The following is a 19,607-nucleotide window of genomic DNA, read 5'->3' as shown; positions in this document are numbered from 1 at the left end:
TAGAAATAGATAGGAAGTAAACATCAGATGCGCGGTGTAAATAAAGTTATTTTAGTGGGCACATTAGGCCGAGATCCAGAGACGAAAACTTTTCCAAACGGTGGTTCGTTGACCCAGTTTTCAATTGCAACGAGCGACTCTTGGACAGATAAAAGCACAGGTGAGCGTAAAGAGCAAACCGAATGGCACCGTATTGTGTTACACAACCGTCTAGGTGAAATTGCGCAACAATACCTACGTAAAGGTTCGAAAGTTTATATTGAAGGTTCACTGCGTACTCGTCAGTGGACAGATCAAAATGGTCAAGAACGCTACACTACAGAAATTCGTGGTGAGCAAATGCAGATGCTCGACAACAACCGTCAGCAAGGTGAGCAAATGCAAGGCGGAAATGATGGTTATGCACAACCACGTTTCAACAATAACCAAGGTGGTGGTTATAACAATAACAACAACCAAGGCGGTTATGGCGGCAATCCTGCAGCGGGCAATAGCAACAACCAACAAAGTGGTTATGCGAACAATAACCCAAGCGGTTTTGCACCAAAGGCGGCTCCTCAGTCAGCGCCTGCGGCAGCACCAGCAGATATGGATGATGATCTTCCGTTCTAACTTGTGCAGTTAGTAAATATTGTATGAAGTGAAAAAGAACTTGATTTATATCAAGTTCTTTTTTTTATGGCTAAGCAAATTTGGTATTTAAAAAAGAGCTTTATGGCATCAAAATGTTCAGCTAATACGAGTGACAGAACATACTTTTCCTCTATAAAAAAGGGACCTCCGATGAGATCCCTTTTTAAAAAGACGAAATGCTAATAAATCATGATAAAGATTGCTGAGGATGAACCATATTTTTGATCGATAGCACATCAGCCAAAATTTGATCAGACAATAGGTTTTCAGCTTTAATTAAAGCCAATACACTTTGACCAGTTTCATTGGCTTGTTTTGCAATACGAGTCGTTGTTTCATAGCCCAAATAGGGATTGAGTGCAGTAATAATGCCGATAGAATTATCTACATTGGCCTGACAGTGTTCAGCATTGGCACGGATGTTTTCAATACATTTATGTTGGAACATTTGCATAGCTTTACCCAACAAATCGATAGATTCGAACAGTTTAAAAGCAATTAACGGCTCCATCGCATTGAGCTGCAGTTGACCTGCTTCGGCCGCCAAAGTAATAGCCAAATCATTTGCAATGACTTGAAAACACACTAAATTCATGGCTTCTGGAATAACAGGATTCACTTTGCCTGGCATAATTGAGCTGCCCGGTTGACGCGGTTCTAAATGGATTTCATTCAGACCAGTACGAGGGCCACTAGAAAGCAAACGCAGGTCATTGGCAATTTTTGAGAGTTTAGTCGCGGTACGTTTTAAGAAGCTCGATAATAAAACGAAATCGCCCATATCTGAGGTTGCTTCGATTAAATCAGGTGAACTGCTGATCTGCTTTTGCGTAATTTCAGACAACGCTGCGATGGCATATTCACGATATTTAACTTCGGTATTGATGCCTGTTCCAATTGCTGTTCCACCCAAATTTACAACACTTAAAGCAGACGGCATGATGTCATTGAGCTTGTTTAAATCATTTTGTAAGGTATTTGCAAATGCGCCAAATTCTTGACCTAAGGTCATTGGAACGGCATCTTGCAATTGGGTACGACCCATTTTTAAGATATGCGAAAACTCATCTGACTTGTTCTTAAAACTTTGAATTAAATTTTGAAACGGGCTATTCAATTGCTCTATTGCAAAAATTAAACCCACTTTAATTGCCGTTGGATAGACATCATTGGTTGACTGAGACATATTAATATCATTATTTGGATGTAAATATTGATATTCGCCTTTTAAATGATCTAAATGTTCTAATCCAATATTAGCCAGTACTTCATTGATATTCATATTGGTGGATGTTCCTGCACCACCTTGAATCATATCAATTGGAAATTGGTCATGATACTTATAATTAATAACTTGTTCACATGCATACTGAATAGCATTGTATTTATTTTCTTCAAGTTTATTGAGTTTAAAATTGGCTTCTGCGCATGCAGCTTTAACCATTGCAAGGGCATTAATAAAAACAGGGAATTGATTGAGTTTATTTGGACTTAAATTAAAGTTCTCTAAAGCTCTTAAAGTTTGTACACCATAATAGCAATGAGCAGGAATTTCTTTATGTCCTAATAAATCCTTTTCAACGCGTGTGTTAATCTTAATGTTCATTTAAATAGACTCTAATCTCGAATAAATCGATATTAAAGTGCGCACAGTATTTTTTCTAATGTAAAAATATATTACTACATGCATTTTTTGCATAATAGATTATAATTGATCAAAGGATGAGTGAAGAGTGAGTTATGACTTTAGAAATTCGATGGATTGAAGATTTACTTGCATTAGAGCAAGAAAAATCGATATCTCAAGCAGCAGCTCTACGACATGTCACGCAGTCTGCCTTTACGCGCAGAATTCAGAATATTGAAAACTCATTGGGTTTCCAAATTTTGAAAAGATACAGTAAAAATATTGATTTCACAGAAGCAGGCCAAGTTTTACTGGCTTCGGCAAAAAATATACAAAATCAACTCACTACAACAATAAAATATTTAGAAAAGAATGTGAAACATGATGAGTTAACCGTCAAGTTTGCAGTGTCACACTCGCTCATTACCCAGTTTTTCCCCCGCTTTATTCATGAATTATCGATGGATATGACGGACTTAAAATTGGAAATTATTGCTTCTAATTTCAAACAGGGCATGCGCTTATTAAAAGATGGCTCGTGTGATTTTTTAATCAGCTATTGCGATCAAAAAACATTAGAACAATTCGATCGTTCTTTGTTCGAATTTCATAAAATTGTTGAAATGGAAATACTCCCAGTGACGGCCTTAGATCATGACGGGACTGCCAAATATTCACTCGATCAGTCTTTTCCTTTGTTGTCTTATAGTAAACAAGCATATTTAAGAAACTGTGTGGATGAAGCGATTGAAAATAAGTTGGATTATAGAACTCTATATGAGACGGATAATGCAGGTGATTTAAAAGAGTTGGTATTGCAAGGTTTAGGTGTGGCATGGTTGCCTAAATTATTGGTTGAAAGAGAAATTCAAGAAAACAAATTAAAAGTACTGGACGGTAAGCAGTACTATTTATTCCAAGATGTCTATCTGGTTAAACGAGAAATGTCATTTTCAAATCGAATTAATTATATTTGGAATATTTTAATTCAGAAAAATAAATAATTGGATTTTATGAATTATTTTTTTTAATCGTTGTGAAGCATATTATTAATAATACATAAGGTGATTTTATGAATAGTAAATAAAGAACTTTTTACTTACTATTTAAAAATCACCATTTATTTTCTCTATAAATAAGTCTAACTGTTATCCGCCAATTGGTTTGCGGGAGGAATGTTGTTCACCATGATACCTTCTTGCTCCGTAAGCTCATCTTTATTGCCCTCAGTACGTGCAATCACGGCAGTTGCAATACTATTTCCAATCACATTGGTTGCCGTACGGCCCATATCTAAAAACTGATCAATCGCTAAAATTAATAGAATACCGGCTTCAGGAAGCTTGAACATAGCCAGAGTGGAGGCAATCACCACTATGGATGCTCGTGAAACACCTGCAATCCCTTTACTCGTAATCATGAGGGTAAAGAGTATGAGTGCTTGCTGAGAAAAACTTAAATCGATGTTGTAGGCTTGTGCAATAAATAACACGGCAAATGCCATATACATCATCGAGCCGTCGAGGTTGAAAGAATAACCTAAAGGGAGCACGAAACTGGTAATACGTTTAGGCACACCGAATTTATCCAAAGCTTCCATAGTTTTTGGATAAGCCGATTCACTACTTGCGGTCGCAAATGCCAACATGGTGGGTTCACGCACGATTCGCATCAATCTAAAAATATCTTTTTTCAAGAAGATATAGCCGAAAGCAATCAGGAGAGTCCAAAGCACCAGTAATCCCACATAGAACTGTCCAATGAAAATACTATAATCAATAATCAGCTTAGGGCCTTGGATGGTAATCGCGGAAGCAATGGCTGCAAAAACGGCGATAGGGGCAAATGCCATGACATAATCTGTAATTCGGAACATCACCTTACAGAGTTCATCAATAATTTTGCCAATGACGGTCACTTCACTATGATGTTGAACATAGGCCAGTGCAGAACCAAAGAAAATTGAGAAAACCAAAATCTGTAATATCTCATTATTGGCCATGGCTTCAGCAAAACTACGCGGGAAAATATGCGTAATGAACGTTTCTAAGCTCAGACTTGTCGCACTGACACCAATATCAACCGCTGTTTGAGGGACGGTGAGATTCATTCCAGCACCAGGTTGGAATAAATTGGCTAAGCCCATGCCCAGTAAAAGTGAAATAAATGATGCACCAATGAACCAACTCATGGCTTTTAAGGTGATTGATCCCAGAGATGAGGATTTTCCCATCGAGAGCAGACCAGAAACGATTGTTGCAAACACTAAGGGTGCAATAATCATTTTAATTAATCTTAAGAATACATCGGTCACTATTTTAAAATAGGCGGCAAGTTCTGTGGTTTGTGCAGTTGTTAACGTGCTATGAAAAGCCCAACCAATCAGTATTCCAGAGATCATGGCAATCAGAATATATTTCAGTAATTTCTTCTGCTTCATACTTATCGTTCCTTCTTTTAATCTTCTTTTCATCAACTTTTGGCCTGATGTAGCAAGGCATTGATGACATTCCATGTTGATCAATTTATATAGGCATTGCTTTAGATATTGAGTGCTAAATCGTCGATTGGGGATTTAACTGTGGCAAGTGTTACTTTTTTTTAAAAAAAACGACAATGCAATTTTTAATTCAGTTATGCAAAAAATGCATGAGATGATTCTTTAGTTTTACTTGATATAGGTGAGCTGTTCTTGGACTTAAGACCGAATGTTTGTTTTTTAATTCTGATTGGTGATAGGAAAGATACTAAATTTCCTGACTCTGTGAGGAAGAGCCAAGGTCAGAAAACGAAGCCAAAGTTAATGAATGCACGAACTCAAAACCGAGCTTTTGCTCATCATTTTTCCGCGGACAAAACCATTGAATTTCCCGTTTTTATTCAATATTTTAATAATTAGCTCATGACTTTAAGTTGCTGATATAAATAGATAATTAAAAAAGAGATGTATCGTGTTGATAACATTGATTTAGCAAGATCATGATTTTTCACAGCTCACGCACAAGGGCTTGATGTTTTCATTCTTTCCTTGCGTACATCCACAAAAAATTATCCACGCACAATTCATTGTGAATGCGACAGAATTTCTAAACATGAATTTGGTTCACTTTGGTATGAGATTAAATCATTTTTATTCATGTGATCATTCAGGTATAAATTAAACCACGCTCTTAACGATAGATCATATTCATCGTTGCTTCTTAGCCTGATGCTCAGAAAAATCTGAGAAGGTTGGAAAGACGATTTGCTAGAAAGATCCAAAAAGAAAATTGGACCCTCTAGAAAGAGCATGAAAGAAATTCAGTTTTATCGCAGAAATATAGGGGTAACAGATCGCCATGAGTACAGAGTTTGCATGTTCAATTAAACGCATTCGTTTTGATGAAAACTATCAACCAGCAGATAACACACGTCTAACGACGAACTTTGCTAACTTGGCGCGTGGTGAAAGCCGTGAGCAGAACCTACGTAATACACTTCGTATGATTAACAATCGTTTCAATGCCTTAGCACAAACAGATAACCCGAATGGTGATCGTTATTCGCTTGAAATCGATATTATTTCTGCAAATTTAGACATTGAGGGGAATGGTCAAACTTTCCCGATCATTGAAATGCTGAAAAGCACAATTAATGATCATCATACCCATCAACGTATTGAAGGTATGATTGGCAATAGCTTCTCATCTTATGTACGTGACTACGATTTCAGTGTGGTATTGAAAGAACATAATAAAGAGAATTCGACTTCGTATGCACCTGAAGGTTTTGGTGAATTACATGGCAAGCTTTATCAGTACCTTGTAAATTCAGATACCTTTAAAGCAGAATTTAATCAACAACCAGTGATTTGTTTGAGTGTTTCAACGGCGAAGAAGTATCACCGTACTGCCAATGAGCATCCTGTTTTAGGTGTTGAGTATAAACAAGATGAATATTCACGTACCGATGAGTATTTCCATAAAATGGGCTTACAGGTTCGTTTCTTTATGCCAAAAGGGAGCGCTGCACCTTTAGCATTCTATTTTGCGGGTGATTTACTGCGTGATTACACCGATCTTGAATTGATCAGTGCGATTAGCACCATGGAAACCTTCCAAAAGATTTATCGCCCTGAAATTTACAATGCAAATTCATCAGCAGCTCAAGTCTATCAAGCCAGCCTAGAGTACCCAGATTACTCATTAACACAAATTGTCTATGACCGTGTTGAACGTGGTCAGCTCGCGGTCAAGCAAGGTAAATGGACGGAAGAGAACTTTATTAAGCCTTATCAAGACATCCTTGAACAATGGGCTGCGAATTACACCGTAAACAGCAACGCTGCTTAATTTACCTGAAATAGAATATTGAAATAGAGATTTAAAATGGCCATTTTATTACCAACATCAACTGCGGGCAGTTTACCGAAACCTTCTTGGCTTGCTGAGCCTGAGAAACTTTGGTCACCTTGGAAACTCGAGGGTGAGGCATTACTCGAAGCGAAACAAGATGCCTTACGTTTGTCATTGCAAGAACAACTCCATGCAGGCATTGATATCGTTAGTGATGGCGAACAAACCCGCCAACATTTTGTGACGACGTTTATTGAACATCTGGATGGCGTTGATTTTGAGAAACGTGAAACGGTTCGTATTCGTAATCGTTATGATGCGAGTGTACCTTCAGTAGTCGGTGCAGTAAGCCGTCAAAAGCCTGTGTTTGTTGAAGATGCTAAGTTTTTACGCAGCCAAACAAATCAGCCGATTAAATGGGCGTTACCGGGTCCAATGACCATGATTGATACGCTGTATGATGGTCACTATAAAAGCCGTGAAAAACTGGCTTGGGAATTTGCCAAAATTCTGAATCAAGAAGCGCGTGAGTTAGAAGCTGCTGGCGTGGACATCATTCAGTTCGATGAACCTGCATTTAATGTGTTCTTTGATGAAGTGAATGACTGGGGTGTTGCAACGCTTGAACGAGCACTGGAAGGTCTGAAATGTGAAACTGCGGTTCATATTTGCTATGGCTACGGCATTAAAGCCAATACCGATTGGAAAAAGACCTTAGGTTCAGAGTGGCGTCAATACGAAGAAGCATTCCCGAAACTGCAACAATCTAAAGTTGATATCATCTCACTTGAATGTCAAAACTCGCGTGTACCAATGGATCTGATTGAACTGATTCGCGGTAAAAAAGTCATGGTCGGTGCGATTGATGTGGCAACCAACACCGTTGAAACACCAGAAGAAGTTGCGAATACGTTACGTAAAGCACTTCAGTTTGTCGATGCAGATAAACTCTATCCTTCGACCAACTGTGGTATGGCTCCTTTAGCACGTGAAGTAGCACGTGGTAAGCTGAATGCGTTAAGCGCAGGTGCAGAAATTATTCGTAAAGAACTTTCGGCTTCATACGCAGCAAGTGCGTGATGTGAAAGGGCTACCCGTTTGATAAAATGGGTAGCGCTTATCTGAGTCAAAGCATGTGTCCGTTCTACTGAGGAATAAAATGATGATTGAAGCAACAGACTTTAGAAATGCAATGTCTTTGTTAACCAGTGCAGTCAGTGTCGTAACTACGGCAGGCATGGCTGATCGTCATGGCTTCACAGCATCTGCCGTATGCAGTGTGACGGATACACCACCGACATTATTGGTCTGTATGAATAAAGCATCGCGTTCACATGCACATTTTGTCGATAATAAAATCCTCACTGTGAATGTGTTGGGCGCACAACATCAGCATATTTCGAATGTCTTTGCATCTAAAATGACGTCTGAAGAGCGTTTTAAACATGGTGTTTGGACAGAGTTAGAAACGGGTGCACCTGTTTTAAAGGATGCTTTGGTCAATTTTGATTGTGAAATTGATGACATTCAAGAAGTGGGAACACATACGGTTTTTATGTGCCGTATTGTCGCGATTCAACAAAGCCAGCATGAGCAAAGTTTGGTTTATTTTAATCGTGCTTATCATCAGGTCGGGCAGACGGAAACGGCTTAAATTCACTTTTTATTGAACATCAACGCTTGGAAATGACCTTCCAAATCATAGATTTTCCTCGGCTTGACTCTAGATTTGACTGTATTGCGCTCATTTGAAAAATCGAAAGGTTTTCATTTAGATCATAAGACGGTGAAAATCGGGCAAGATCGTCGGGAAATAATAAATCTAAAAATCCGATAGAAATAATAAAAACTTACTGTTTTACCAATTTTAAATTTGTGCGTATTCTCGCTTCATCACTTAAGCACTCTCACAAATCTTTTGAGGACAAATACATGAGTTTAATCAATACTGAAGTTAAGGCGTTTAATGCAACAGCTTACCAAAATGGTGAGTTCATTGAGTTGTCTGAGCAAAACTTAAAAGGCCGATGGTCTGTCGTATTTTTCTATCCTGCTGATTTCACCTTTGTATGTCCAACAGAATTGGGCGATTTAGCCGATCACTATGCTGAATTTCAAAAACTGGGTGTGGAAATTTATGGTGTATCGACTGATACTCATTTTACCCATAAAGCATGGCACGACACGTCAGATGTGATTGGTAAAATTCAGTATCCATTGATTGGTGATCCAACGTGGACTTTGTCTAAAAACTTTGACGTGCTGATTGAAACTGAAGGTCTAGCAGACCGTGGTACTTTTGTGATTGATCCTGAAGGTAAAATCCAAATTATTGAAATTAATGCTGGCGGGATTGGTCGCGATGCATCTGAACTCTTACGCAAAGTGAAAGCAGCACAATATGTGCATGCACACCCAGGTGAAGTATGTCCTGCAAAATGGAAAGAAGGTGAAGCAACGCTTGCGCCATCAATCGACTTGGTTGGTAAAATCTAAGTCAACCTCAATGGTTGCATCGTGCTGAGTCATGAGTATGATGCCTGTACAAAATCAGCCCAAGTGGCTGATTTTTTATGTGGGTTCTTTTCGGTTCTAGAGATGGTAACCCTTGCTGGTACTGGCAAAGTCTCTTAAACCCTGAATCAAATGCTCAATCAGTTTTTCCATGACCAAACGTTGTCCTTTACGTGAAGCATAGACCAACTGTACGGTTCCAATATTGGAACACCAGTCGGGCAAAATGTGAACTAGGCGACCTGAGGCAATATCTGCCTCTACCGTTAAGTAAGGCAGGTTGGCAATGCCGAGTCCATCCAGAGCAGAGTAATACACACCTGCGACATCATTACTTTTGACCCGTGGTTCTAAAGGAATCACGATCTGTTCATCACTCTGGGTATGATGCAGTAACCATTGATAATTGGACTTTTGTACCCCCAGTGCGAGCGTTGGAAAATCATTCAGCTCGGTGGCAAATTGAATTTCACGGCCCTGTAGCAGATCAGGACTGGCCACCAAACAATGCGTGGTTTTGACCACATCACGGACCACAATGCTCGAGTCTTCATTGGCGCTAAAATTGGTCCGAATGGCAAGATCAATGTCATCATGCAAGACATCGACACGACGGCTGGTCAGTTCCATTTCCACTTGGACTTTGGGATATTGTTTTAAAAAATGATTGAGTAAGTTTCGTACTTGATAGCGCATCATCACAGAAGGGCAGCTGATCTTGATTAAACCTTGCGGTTCACTTTTCTGTTTCAGTAAAACATTGTGTGCACTTTCGACTTGCTGAATGATTTGACGACATTCTTCAAACAGCTCTTGTCCCAAAGGTGTGACTTTAAAATGTCGTGTTGAACGCTGAATCAGGGTCACGTTGTACTTGGCTTCAAGGTCTAAAATGCGGCGACTAAGCTTAGACTTGGTGATGTTCGAGGCATCGCTTGCAGCACTGAAACCGCCGTGCTTGACCACAAGATAAAAATAATAATAGTCGTCAAATGAATGCATGATGGGTTCAAGCCTGTATTGATTTGTGACCGAAGGCAGTCTGTGATGGATAATCTGATACTGTATCATCGCTGATGATTGCACACGACAAAAAAGCGATCCGAGGATCGCTTTTACTGAGGTTTGATTATTTCTGCGCTGTATTTTTGCTATAGCTTTGAATTAGGTTTTTATAGTCTGGAATATGCGCTGCAAAGAGTGAACCGAGGCCTTCAATATCATTACGCCAGTCGCGGTGTAATTCACATGCTGCACCAAACCATGACATCAGCTGTGCACCTGCCTGAGACATGCGATCCCATGCTGCATCATGGGTGATGGGGTTAAAGGTTCCTGAAGCATCGGTAATCACAAAGACGTCAAACTCTTCTTCCAGTGCAGACAGTGCAGGGAAGGCCACACAGACTTCAGTCACTACACCTGCAATAATCAATTGTTTTTTACCTGTAGCTTTTACGGCTTGAACAAAGTCTTCATTGTCCCATGCATTGATTTGTCCTGGGCGTGCAATATAGGGTGCATCGGGAAACATTTCGACCAATTCAGGGACCAAAGGGCCGTTTGGTCCATCTTCAAAACTGGTGGTCAGAATGGTGGGAAGATTAAAATATTTCGCGGCAGCAGCCAGTGCCAGCACATTGTTTTTAAATTTGTCTGGGTCAATGTCTCGGACCAATGAAAGGAGACCCGCTTGGTGGTCAACCAAAAGAACCGCTGCATTATCTTTGTCTAAACGAATGTAAGGTTTAGCCATTTTTTTGTCCTCGTTGTGATTATCAGTCGAGTCTCAAGGCAATCAGTAAATAGGTTACTGTCTTGAGCTTGAATATCATCATAGGTAGGAAAATGAGACAATAAAATAAGCCAAACGAGATGCTTAATCTTAAAAATAGGAAAATTTGAGCAAAAATATGCCATAAAGATAAAGAAAGGCTTTGTTTTTAAATTGGTTTTTATGTGGGTGAGATAATTTTAACGAGATTGTCCTATTCGTGTGATTGTGTGTGCTAGCACAGTGCTATAAGAGGGCTGAGGAAAGGGGTAGTATAGATTGCATATTCATCCTATCGATATAGGAGTTCCAAGATGAAAAAAGTAATTGGTGTTTATCGTAATCAAGACATGCATTGGGTGGGTGATGGTTTTCCTGTCAAAAACCTCTTTTCATATGACCGCTTAGGACAAGCGATTAGTCCGTTTCTACTTTTGGACTATGCTGCACCTTACAAATTTGATCCAACCACATCGCAACGTGGTGTGGGTTCACATCCGCATCGTGGCTTTGAAACGGTTACCATCGCCTATAGTGGTGAAGTGACACACAAAGACTCTAGCGGTGGCGGTGGTACCATCAATACCGGCGATGTACAGTGGATGACTGCGGGTTCTGGTGTGGTGCATGAAGAGTTTCATTCTCCAGCCTTTGCTGAACATGGTGGCCTGTTTGAAATGGTGCAACTTTGGGTGAATTTACCAGCCAAAGACAAAATGACCACACCGCGTTATCAAGCCTTGACCGTGGCGGAGATTCCACGTATTGAAATGGATGATAATGCTGGACATCTACGTGTGATTGCGGGTGAGTTTGGTGGTCATCATGGCCCTGCTCAAACGTATAGTCCCGTCAATGTTTGGGATGGTGAATTAAAAGCAGAGTACGAAACTTTTATCCATGTACCCGTCACACATAACACGATTGTGGTAGTGCTCAGTGGTGAAATACTGATTAATGGCACGCAAAAAGTGGTGGATAGTTCCATTGTGATGTTTGCTCAAGATGGCGAAGCTGCAATTCAACTACAAGCGCTGCAAGACACTAAGTTCTTGGTGTTGACTGGTGAACCACTAAATGAGCCAATTCAAGGTTATGGTCCATTTGTGATGAATAGCAAAGCGGAAATTGTGCAAGCTTTTGACGATTTTAATCGTGGCAAGTTTGGTGAAATCCCCGTTGCTGTGGTGGACTAAAATCTTGTCGCTAAAAAGAAGAAATCCCTACTCGGTCAAGGGTAGGGATTTTTTAGGCGCTGTAGTCTTCTTGTTTTGCATAGTTGGTCATGGATTATTGTGTGATGTAGTTATCGTTTTTATGCGAGGCGTATCTTAGCGTCTTTTTGCTGTTTTGTAAAACAGATGTTATAAAAATAGTTAATTTATATACCTTGTTTTTAAACAACTTATATTTTTATTTAAAATAAAATATATAAAAAACGTGTGCTTATTTGAGTGATTTTTTAGTGTAATGAAATGTAATTTAAGCAGATATCGTCCTATCGGTGCGGCACATGAAAAAATGTGATTCTGGTATTTTTTAATAGCCCTATTTTTTCGACATTGGGTCATAATTTCAGTCAATATAAGTCAGACTGACGGATCATAATTTTGGATATTGCAGTTATTGGTAGCGGCATGGCCGGTCTTGCTACCGCAAGAATTCTAAAGGATGCTGGGCATAATATTACTATTTTCGAAGCACTGACTGGGCGAGGGATGGATAGCCACAGTACAGAGTTTGAAGGTGGTCTGATTGATGCTCCGTTACGTGTCATGAACCCACACTTATGGAAAAACACCTTAAGTCTTGCGACTTATTTAGGCATCAAAACGTATCCAGTACGCACCTACATGGCGTGTAGTTGGTTGTTTGAAGACCGTACAGAAACGTGGCTAACCACTACCCGTAGCCGCATTGGCAATTTCCCGATTATCAATAACCGTAAAGGCCTACAGCAGTATGGATGGCGCTTGGTTAAAGGTATGTTGCAGCTTAAAACCGCGATTGCTAAATTCTTCAAATCTAAAGATCAAGACATTACCTTGGCTGAATTTATCAACCAGCATGACATTGAAGAAGTATTTTGGCATGGCGCAGTCATGCCTGTACTCTATACCATCTGTACCTGTAATCCAAAAACCATTGGCGAATGGCCAGCGAAACCGCTGTTGATCTTTTTACGTCAGTTGACGGATGGCGATGCTTTATTGCGTATACAAGGTGGAACACCTGCCTTGGTCGATAAATTGATTGAAAACATCAATATCCAAAGCGGATCGGCTATTAGCAAAGTCACTGAACAAGGTGACAAGGTTTTGGTTGAAAATAATAAGGGCGAACAGCAACTGTTTGACCGTGTGGTGGTGGCAACGCCAACCACAAAAATTGAAGAGTTTTTAGATCCTGTTCAGTTTGCAGATGATATTGCGCTGTTAAAGCAGTTCCGTTTTGAGCAAGGTCAGCTGGTGATCCATACTGATCCTTCCGTGATGCCGCCTAAGCGTAAAGACTGGTCGGTGCTGAGCTATATGATGGACCGTAAGTTTACCCGTCAACAGTTCACGGTTTGGCTCAATTCAGTCGAACCAAGTCTGGTCGGTAAAAACGCCGTGTTCCAAACGTGGCAGCCTGTGACCGAGATTGACCCGAAAAAAGTGATTTCAACTGTAACTTTGACCCGTGCAGTGGTGGACTCGCAAACTGTGGCTTTGAATAAAGAGTTACAACAACGCCATAAGAGTGCTAACCGAAAAGTCTTTTTCTGTGGTTCATGGTCGTGCGATGGTCTGCCTATCTTAGAGTCTGCCGTAACTTCAGCAATGCATATTGCAGAAATTTTCGGTGCGCCATTGCCGTTTGTTGGATTAAAACCTAAAGTTGAGGTTGCCCCACAACTCGGCTACTAAAGCATGAAATGGCTCCAAACCTTACAGCGACATCTGCCCAAACATAAATATGCAATTGATGCAAAACAATTGGGAGATCACGCTGTATTGGCTTGGAGCAATCTTGGCTATTGGGAAAATAGCCAATCTTCCTATCCTGAGGCTTGCCAAACACTAGCCATACATCTTGCTAATCGATTACAGCTAAAATCAAATGACCGTGTTTTAGACTTGGGTTGTGGACAGGGTGCGAGTCTATTGCTGTGGCAGCAGCATTACCATGTTCAGCAACTTTGTGCGGTTGAGTTACAAGCCGAATGTGTCCAGCGCATACAACACACTTTAAATTCAAAGACCCACATCATTCAAACGTCATTTTTAAATTTAAATTCAAAGCTATTTTCAGTACCTTTTAATGTGGTGTTGTGCCTTGATGCCGCTTATCACAGTGATTTAAATTCATTTCTAAGATCAACCCATTCTGTTTTAAATTCAAAAGGGCGCATCGGTTTTCACTATCTGATGTTGAGTGATGCATTTTTGAATTTAAATCGTTTTGAGAAACTTCAACTGAAAATGCTGTTAAAAGCAGCCGATGTTCATTTGGAACATCTTCAGTTAGAAGTGAACTTGAAGCATTCGATAGAAGCGCAAGGCTATCAGCAGGTTGCTATTGAAGATTTATCAGATGCAGTTTTTGCGGGTTTTTCTCGTTATTATCATGCACATTTAGCACAGCAGGCCGCTCAAAATTTGGATCATTTCAAAATTAAAATGACGGCAAAACTCTGCCAAAAATTATTTGAACAGGGCATTGTGCGCTATGTTCAAATTACGGCAATGAAAGACATTTAAAATGAAATAAAAAACCAAAGGGCTAGAAACAACAAAGCCTCACTAAAAAGCGAGGCTAAGTATAAAATGGTGCCGGCACACGGATTCGAACTGTGGACCTACTGATTACAAGTCAGTTGCTCTACCAACTGAGCTATGCCGGCAACGTGGTGAGAATAATAGCGGATTTTCTTGAAAACGCAAGCCAAAAAGTGAGCGATTGAAATGCACATGGTTGTTTGTGCAAACTTCACCCACCAAAGGGTGGGTGAAAGCTAAGAATAAAATTCGGGGCTTTGATGAAACTGTTTTTAAATAGGGTTAAGTGAAAATATGGAACTTATTTGCTCCTTAAAATTTGATCGAGGTCTTGGGCACATTCTTCCAAAGTAAAAGCCATGTCGAGTTGCATTTGAGGTTTGAGTTCATTGGCCAGTGTTCTCCATTGTTCAATCAGACGAATTGCTTTTTGAATTTTATGTTTGTTGACATCCTTTGCAAGGGTTGGGGTATAACCGCCTCGTTTAGCGTTTTTAATTTGTTTGACATAATTGGTGCTGTTATTCATTCTGACTCCCGAATAGCAGTTTTATTGGTCAATTTTGTGTTTCGCTAGTTATATACCGCAAATGAATTGTGCTTCATAAACATTGCATCTAGATGATCATTGATGATTTATTTTAACCTCCCTTAGAAATTGTTTTAGCTCAAGTTTGAATCAGGTTCAAGTGTTTATTTTTGAATAAATATTTCACTTTGTGGTGCAAATTATCCTGTTTTGTGAAGAGTCGTTTTTATGAAGCAGACTTTATGCCAAGTCTAAATAAGAATGTTCAGCATAAAAAAAGACCTTAATCTTTCGATTAAGGTCTTTAAAATTTTGGCGGTGAAAGAGGGATTCGAACCCTCGAAACGCTATAAACGTTTACACACTTTCCAGGCGTGCTCCTTCAGCCACTCGGACACTTCACCATGGCGGAGGATAATATCGAAAAACATAGCCATCGACAAGGTGAAACAATTGAATTCGAGCAAAAGTTTTAGCTCAATGATATGATTCGCAAAAATAGTGTCGATAATTGAAGACAAGCTTATGCAAAGTACTGCAAAAAAAGCCGCCTTGCCTGCGATGACCTTGGCAGCATTAGGGGTCGTGTTTGGGGATATTGGAACCAGTCCACTCTATGCATTGAAAGAATCCTTCCACGCTGCACATGGCTTGGGCATCACCCCTGCAAACGTATTGGGTATTTTGTCCATTATCTTCTGGACCATGACCATGGTCATTACCATTAAATATTCTGCAATTGTCATGCGTGCAGATAACAATGGTGAAGGTGGGATTATGGCTTTGCTTGCACTCAATTTGCGCAATACCAATTTTAGCCATCGGAAAAAATTACTGTTAATCTCGATTGGCTTTATTGGGGCTTCACTATTTTTTGGGGATGGGATCATCACCCCAGCCATTTCAGTCTTATCTGCCGTAGAAGGCTTATCCATCGCAACCGATGCACTTGACCCTTATATTGTGCCAATTGCGATTAGCATCGTCACTGCTGTATTTGTCATGCAAAAGTATGGGACAGCCTTTGTTGGTAAGTTCTTTGGCCCACTGACCTTATTGTGGTTCTTCTCTCTGGGTATTCTTGGAATTTCGAGCATTATTCAAACGCCTTTAGTTTTAGGTATGCTGAGCCCACATTGGGCATTTCAGTTTATCGTGACCAACCCGTTAATGGCTTTTTTCATTATGGGTGCGGTAGTGTTGACCGTCACAGGTGGCGAAGCCCTGTACGCAGATATGGGACATTTTGGTCCTGTGCCGATTCGTTTGGCTTGGTTTATTGTGGTTTTGCCGTGTTTACTGCTTAATTATGCAGGACAAGGTGCATTGCTGCTGCGTGATCCGACTGCGATCGAAAATCCATTTTACCTGTTGGTGCCAGAGTGGGGCTTGTACCCAATGATTTTCTTGGCCACTATGGCCGCCGTTATTGCTTCACAGGCGGTAATTTCAGGGGTCTTCTCTTTAGCGCGTCAGGCCATTCAATTGGGCTATTTACCACGTTTAAATGTGAAGCATACTTCAGATTCGGAACAGGGGCAGATTTATGTACCTTTACTGAACTGGATATTGTTGGCATCGATTATTGTCTTAATTTTAATCTTCCAAACCAGCTCACAGCTTTCACATGCCTATGGTCTAGCGGTCACCATGACCATGCTGTGTGACACCTTATTGATTGCGGTATTTATTCGTTATACATGGAAATGGAGTATGCCAAAACTGGTGTTGTTGATTATTCCATTCCTTGTTTTAGATTTGGTCTTGGTGAGCGCGACCTCACTTAAAGTATTATCAGGCGGTTGGGTTCCATTGCTGATTGGCGGTATTGCATTTATGTTATTAATGACATGGAAACAAGGTCGCGAGTTAACTTTTGCCAAGCTTCAGCAAGATACATTGCCACTCGATTTATTTGTACAAAGTATTGGTGAACAAGCCAATTGGGTTGAAGGCGAAGCCGTCTTTTTAACAGGGACACCAACTGTTGTGCCACATGCCATGTTGCACAATATGAAGCACAATAAAGTACTGCATCAAAAGAACATCATTCTCACCGTTAAAATCCAAGATGTTCCTTATGTGGAAGAGTCCAATCGCTTCCATGTCGAAACCATGAATCAGCATTTCTATCGTCTTGAATTGTACTATGGCTTTAAAGATGAAATGAACATTCCACAAGCGCTTGAAGCGGTGTATCAAGCGATTGAATTGGAATATAACTTAATGCAGATCAGCTTCTTTGTATCGCGTGAACGGATTATTAGTACCGTGGGTGATGGTATGGCGCCGTGGCGTGAAAAGCTCTTTATCTCAATGCAAAGGAATACCAGTCCTGTGAGCGACTTTTATCAGATTCCACCAAACCGTGTGGTTGAGCTCGGTAGTCAGATCGAGATTTAAAACCTCAATAAAAAAACCAGCGCATATGCTGGTTTTTTTGGGAGGATAAATCAGCTGAAGTCTTAGTTCATTGGGTCATTTACAGGTGCTTCAGGCATCGCTTGGACAGGCTGTTCTGCTGAAGCGTCAGGAAGTGCCTGTGCAGGGGCATCAGGTGATGGTAGTGAATCAGGCTCAACCGCATTGACGGGTGCTTCTGCTGATGAATCTAATTGAGGTGCAGCAGCAGGGGCAGCATTCATGTCTGCATTTGCCGTGGGTGCGACAGCATCATTTAACGCCGCTTCAGCTTGTTGTGCTGAGAGTTCTGCATTTGGTGCCAGCGGATGTTGCTCTGTTGGAGTCGCAGCGACTTGTTGTTGCGCTGTGGTATCAGGTGCGGCCTGTTGAACAGGGGCTTCACTCTGTGGTGATGTTGGCATCACTGCTTGGTCATTGGGTGCACCTTGGCCCGTTGGGCTGACAGGTGCTGCATTTGGATCAAGTAATTTAATTTGCCCTGAGCTTACGAGTTCTTGAATAGAACCCGGTTGACCATTAACAGTAGTCGTGACTTTGGCTTGAGAGAGACTTTCTAAGGTGTCACCCGGTTGGATAGGGGGCTCGGCGAAGGCAGAAGCACTTATCACTGTGCCGATTAAACCAAGAGAAGCTAAAATCTTAGAATGCATAAGAACTCCGTAAATTGCATGTATTATTTCGTTCGATTCATTTTTACCTTGGCATATTTTTTGAAGCGACAGCAATCAAAGATACGCAATCGCATCACGTTGCCGTAGAAAAACTCTACAAAAAAGACATTTTGTTACATGCAAAATCATCTAAATATGGCGTTTTGTTTAATTGTTATGCGAATAGAACTCGAGCGATATACTTCGTATACGCTGATTGTTAAGCTCGTGAAAAACCGATGTTTATTGTAGTTGTGATGGCGAAGAAGAAAAGTAGTTCAGGTAAGTCAGTCTTTAAGATGTTTAATCAAAATGGCCTGAAAGTGATTTTAGGATTGGTGGCAACGGGAAGTTTTGCGATTGCCTTTGGTCAAGAAAAAATTCAGCAATACGTGTCTTTAAGCCCAAGCTCAAATTCAGCCTGTTTAGAACAATTTTATCGGGAAATTCCGCCTTATTTACTCAAAGAAAGTTTAAGTAAACACAGCTATGCACTGTGCTTTAACGGTTTTAATGTGATGTATTCGGGCGTTTCGAAAACACCTCTCTGGGTTGCAGAGGCCCTGACGCCACAGCGCCTGAGCCAAAAAATTCCACGTGAAGATAGTTTTCACGAAGAAAATAATGTTGCAACCGAACATCGAGCGACATTGTCGGACTACCGTGGTTCAGGCTATGACCGTGGACATATGGCACCGAATGCTGATATGCCCAACAAAGCCTCACAATTCGACAGTTTTTCTTTGGCCAATATGGTGCCACAGGCCCCTAAAAATAATCAGCAAGTGTGGCGTGAATTGGAAGAAGCCACACGGGCGCTTGTGACCAAGCAAAAGCTGGATGTTTTTGTGGTAACTGGGCCTGTATTTCAGGGCAAAAAGCTCAAGACCATTGGTCAGGGAGTGATTGTTCCGAGTGCGGTGTACAAAGCGGTCTATATGCCAAAAACGGGTGCAATCGGCGCTTATTACGCAGCGAATGATAATTCACAGCAGGTAAAAATTGTCAGTGTCTGCTATTTGGAAGAGCAGTTGGGTGTAAACTTATTTCCGCAACTGACAGAAGAGCAAAAACGTAATACCTATAAACTACCGTTGACAGCAACGGCAGTAAAAGCCAATAGTGCAATTCAATACTCGCATTGGGATGCGGAAAGTCAGTGTGCTGTAGAGGTTTCATCCGAGCAGCTCAAAGCCTTACAAAAAAACTTTAAATCGGGCTCTACTCAGTCGAGTAGTGGTAGCACAGTCACAAAGGGCACAGGTATTGATGCGGCGGATCAAGATGCGATTGTGAAACAATTGGTCGACGCCTTATTGCAATATATTTTGCAGCTGTTACGTTAAAGTTCTAGGCAGTTG

Annotated in this window: 17 protein-coding genes and 2 tRNA genes; 11 read left to right on the top strand and 8 right to left on the bottom strand. The window is 40.6% G+C overall.

Features of this window, described 5'->3' with window-relative positions; all coding sequences use genetic code 11:
* Positions 1-27: 27 nt before the first annotated feature.
* On the top strand, positions 28-612 hold the full coding sequence (ssb, locus tag GVX98_RS15750) for a single-stranded DNA-binding protein (RefSeq protein ID WP_004691666.1): 585 nt from the start codon (positions 28-30) through the stop codon (positions 610-612).
* A gap of 208 nt (positions 613-820) precedes the next feature.
* On the opposite strand, the gene GVX98_RS15745 is transcribed toward ssb, so the two are convergent.
* Positions 821-2,239: an aspartate ammonia-lyase gene (locus GVX98_RS15745; RefSeq protein ID WP_159128601.1), complete on the bottom strand. Its 1,419-nt coding sequence runs from the start codon at positions 2,237-2,239 to the stop codon at positions 821-823.
* Between the two features lie 134 nt (positions 2,240-2,373).
* Between GVX98_RS15745 and GVX98_RS15740 the strand changes: the two genes are divergently transcribed.
* Entirely contained in the window at positions 2,374-3,264 is an 891-nt protein-coding gene (locus tag GVX98_RS15740) for a LysR substrate-binding domain-containing protein (RefSeq protein WP_004691641.1), read from the top strand.
* Between the two features lie 137 nt (positions 3,265-3,401).
* On the opposite strand, the gene GVX98_RS15735 is transcribed toward GVX98_RS15740, so the two are convergent.
* Positions 3,402-4,700: a dicarboxylate/amino acid:cation symporter gene (locus GVX98_RS15735; protein WP_159128600.1), complete on the bottom strand. Its 1,299-nt coding sequence runs from the start codon at positions 4,698-4,700 to the stop codon at positions 3,402-3,404.
* An 898-nt stretch (positions 4,701-5,598) separates the two neighbouring features.
* Here GVX98_RS15735 and GVX98_RS15730 point away from each other — a divergent pair.
* The 4 genes from GVX98_RS15730 (at position 5,599) to ahpC (ending at position 9,090) form a co-directional block, all read left to right on the top strand.
* Entirely contained in the window at positions 5,599-6,591 is a 993-nt protein-coding gene (locus GVX98_RS15730; protein WP_159128599.1) for a DUF1852 domain-containing protein, read from the top strand.
* Positions 6,592-6,627: 36 nt separating this feature from the next.
* Positions 6,628-7,674, top strand: a complete 1,047-nt coding sequence (locus tag GVX98_RS15725; protein WP_004691635.1) for a methionine synthase — start codon at positions 6,628-6,630, stop codon at positions 7,672-7,674.
* Between the two features lie 82 nt (positions 7,675-7,756).
* On the top strand, positions 7,757-8,248 hold the full coding sequence (locus tag GVX98_RS15720) for a flavin reductase (protein WP_005401563.1): 492 nt from the start codon (positions 7,757-7,759) through the stop codon (positions 8,246-8,248).
* Between the two features lie 278 nt (positions 8,249-8,526).
* Positions 8,527-9,090, top strand: a complete 564-nt coding sequence (gene ahpC / locus GVX98_RS15715; RefSeq protein ID WP_078390306.1) for an alkyl hydroperoxide reductase subunit C — start codon at positions 8,527-8,529, stop codon at positions 9,088-9,090.
* Positions 9,091-9,186: 96 nt separating this feature from the next.
* Here ahpC and GVX98_RS15710 read toward each other — a convergent pair whose 3' ends face one another.
* Positions 9,187-10,110, bottom strand: a complete 924-nt coding sequence (locus GVX98_RS15710) for a LysR substrate-binding domain-containing protein (RefSeq protein ID WP_159128598.1) — start codon at positions 10,108-10,110, stop codon at positions 9,187-9,189.
* Positions 10,111-10,237: 127 nt separating this feature from the next.
* The gene (ycaC, locus tag GVX98_RS15705; RefSeq protein ID WP_159128597.1) at positions 10,238-10,864 is read right to left on the bottom strand and encodes an isochorismate family cysteine hydrolase YcaC; all 627 of its coding nucleotides are present in this window, start codon (positions 10,862-10,864) and stop codon (positions 10,238-10,240) included.
* A 332-nt stretch (positions 10,865-11,196) separates the two neighbouring features.
* On the opposite strand from ycaC, the gene GVX98_RS15700 reads away from it, so the two are divergent.
* From GVX98_RS15700 to GVX98_RS15690, 3 genes are all read left to right on the top strand, one after another.
* Positions 11,197-12,078, top strand: coding sequence for a pirin family protein (locus GVX98_RS15700; protein WP_159128596.1), 882 nt, complete (start codon positions 11,197-11,199; stop codon positions 12,076-12,078).
* Positions 12,079-12,492: 414 nt separating this feature from the next.
* A complete protein-coding gene (locus tag GVX98_RS15695; RefSeq protein WP_004978178.1) occupies positions 12,493-13,791 on the top strand; it encodes an FAD-dependent oxidoreductase in 1,299 nt (432 codons plus the stop codon).
* 3 nt (positions 13,792-13,794) lie between these two features.
* Positions 13,795-14,625, top strand: coding sequence for a cyclopropane-fatty-acyl-phospholipid synthase family protein (locus GVX98_RS15690; RefSeq protein WP_159128595.1), 831 nt, complete (start codon positions 13,795-13,797; stop codon positions 14,623-14,625).
* Between the two features lie 67 nt (positions 14,626-14,692).
* Here GVX98_RS15690 and GVX98_RS15685 read toward each other — a convergent pair.
* From GVX98_RS15685 to GVX98_RS15675, 3 genes are all read right to left on the bottom strand, one after another.
* Positions 14,693-14,768, bottom strand: a tRNA-Thr gene (locus GVX98_RS15685).
* Between the two features lie 176 nt (positions 14,769-14,944).
* Positions 14,945-15,172, bottom strand: coding sequence for a hypothetical protein (locus GVX98_RS15680; RefSeq protein WP_004691623.1), 228 nt, complete (start codon positions 15,170-15,172; stop codon positions 14,945-14,947).
* Positions 15,173-15,485: 313 nt separating this feature from the next.
* Positions 15,486-15,576: transfer RNA gene (locus tag GVX98_RS15675), tRNA-Ser, on the bottom strand.
* A 121-nt stretch (positions 15,577-15,697) separates the two neighbouring features.
* On the opposite strand from GVX98_RS15675, the gene GVX98_RS15670 reads away from it, so the two are divergent.
* Positions 15,698-17,575 (top strand): potassium transporter Kup, encoded by a 1,878-nt coding sequence (locus tag GVX98_RS15670; protein WP_159128594.1) that lies wholly within the window; start codon positions 15,698-15,700, stop codon positions 17,573-17,575.
* A 62-nt stretch (positions 17,576-17,637) separates the two neighbouring features.
* Here the strand turns inward: GVX98_RS15670 and GVX98_RS15665 are convergent, their stop codons facing one another.
* A complete protein-coding gene (locus GVX98_RS15665; protein WP_159128593.1) occupies positions 17,638-18,246 on the bottom strand; it encodes a hypothetical protein in 609 nt (202 codons plus the stop codon).
* Between the two features lie 257 nt (positions 18,247-18,503).
* On the opposite strand from GVX98_RS15665, the gene GVX98_RS15660 reads away from it, so the two are divergent.
* Positions 18,504-19,592 (top strand): DNA/RNA non-specific endonuclease, encoded by a 1,089-nt coding sequence (locus GVX98_RS15660; RefSeq protein WP_159128737.1) that lies wholly within the window; start codon positions 18,504-18,506, stop codon positions 19,590-19,592.
* The last annotated feature ends 15 nt before the right edge of the window (positions 19,593-19,607 follow it).

Source organism: Acinetobacter sp. 8I-beige (assembly GCF_902505955.1).
Classification (GTDB): domain Bacteria; phylum Pseudomonadota; class Gammaproteobacteria; order Pseudomonadales; family Moraxellaceae; genus Acinetobacter; species Acinetobacter johnsonii.
Note: the sequence above shows the minus strand (reverse complement) of the source record. Positions and strands in the feature narration are given on the sequence as shown.

Excerpts from the sequence above, each read along its gene's own strand:
- ahpC (WP_078390306.1), top strand. The coding sequence starts at position 8,527 with ATGAGTTTAATCAATACTGAAGTTAAGGCGTTTAATGCAACAGCTTAC.
- GVX98_RS15740 (WP_004691641.1), top strand. The coding sequence starts at position 2,374 with ATGACTTTAGAAATTCGATGGATTGAAGATTTACTTGCATTAGAGCAA.
- GVX98_RS15665 (WP_159128593.1), bottom strand. The coding sequence starts at position 18,246 with ATGCATTCTAAGATTTTAGCTTCTCTTGGTTTAATCGGCACAGTGATA.
- GVX98_RS15710 (WP_159128598.1), bottom strand. The coding sequence starts at position 10,110 with ATGCATTCATTTGACGACTATTATTATTTTTATCTTGTGGTCAAGCAC.
- ycaC (WP_159128597.1), bottom strand. The coding sequence starts at position 10,864 with ATGGCTAAACCTTACATTCGTTTAGACAAAGATAATGCAGCGGTTCTT.
- GVX98_RS15680 (WP_004691623.1), bottom strand. The coding sequence starts at position 15,172 with ATGAATAACAGCACCAATTATGTCAAACAAATTAAAAACGCTAAACGA.
- GVX98_RS15725 (WP_004691635.1), top strand. The coding sequence starts at position 6,628 with ATGGCCATTTTATTACCAACATCAACTGCGGGCAGTTTACCGAAACCT.
- GVX98_RS15660 (WP_159128737.1), top strand. The coding sequence starts at position 18,504 with ATGGCGAAGAAGAAAAGTAGTTCAGGTAAGTCAGTCTTTAAGATGTTT.
- GVX98_RS15745 (WP_159128601.1), bottom strand. The coding sequence starts at position 2,239 with ATGAACATTAAGATTAACACACGCGTTGAAAAGGATTTATTAGGACAT.
- GVX98_RS15720 (WP_005401563.1), top strand. The coding sequence starts at position 7,757 with ATGATTGAAGCAACAGACTTTAGAAATGCAATGTCTTTGTTAACCAGT.
- GVX98_RS15690 (WP_159128595.1), top strand. The coding sequence starts at position 13,795 with ATGAAATGGCTCCAAACCTTACAGCGACATCTGCCCAAACATAAATAT.
- ssb (WP_004691666.1), top strand. The coding sequence starts at position 28 with ATGCGCGGTGTAAATAAAGTTATTTTAGTGGGCACATTAGGCCGAGAT.
- GVX98_RS15700 (WP_159128596.1), top strand. The coding sequence starts at position 11,197 with ATGAAAAAAGTAATTGGTGTTTATCGTAATCAAGACATGCATTGGGTG.
- GVX98_RS15730 (WP_159128599.1), top strand. The coding sequence starts at position 5,599 with ATGAGTACAGAGTTTGCATGTTCAATTAAACGCATTCGTTTTGATGAA.
- GVX98_RS15735 (WP_159128600.1), bottom strand. The coding sequence starts at position 4,700 with ATGAAGCAGAAGAAATTACTGAAATATATTCTGATTGCCATGATCTCT.
- GVX98_RS15670 (WP_159128594.1), top strand. The coding sequence starts at position 15,698 with ATGCAAAGTACTGCAAAAAAAGCCGCCTTGCCTGCGATGACCTTGGCA.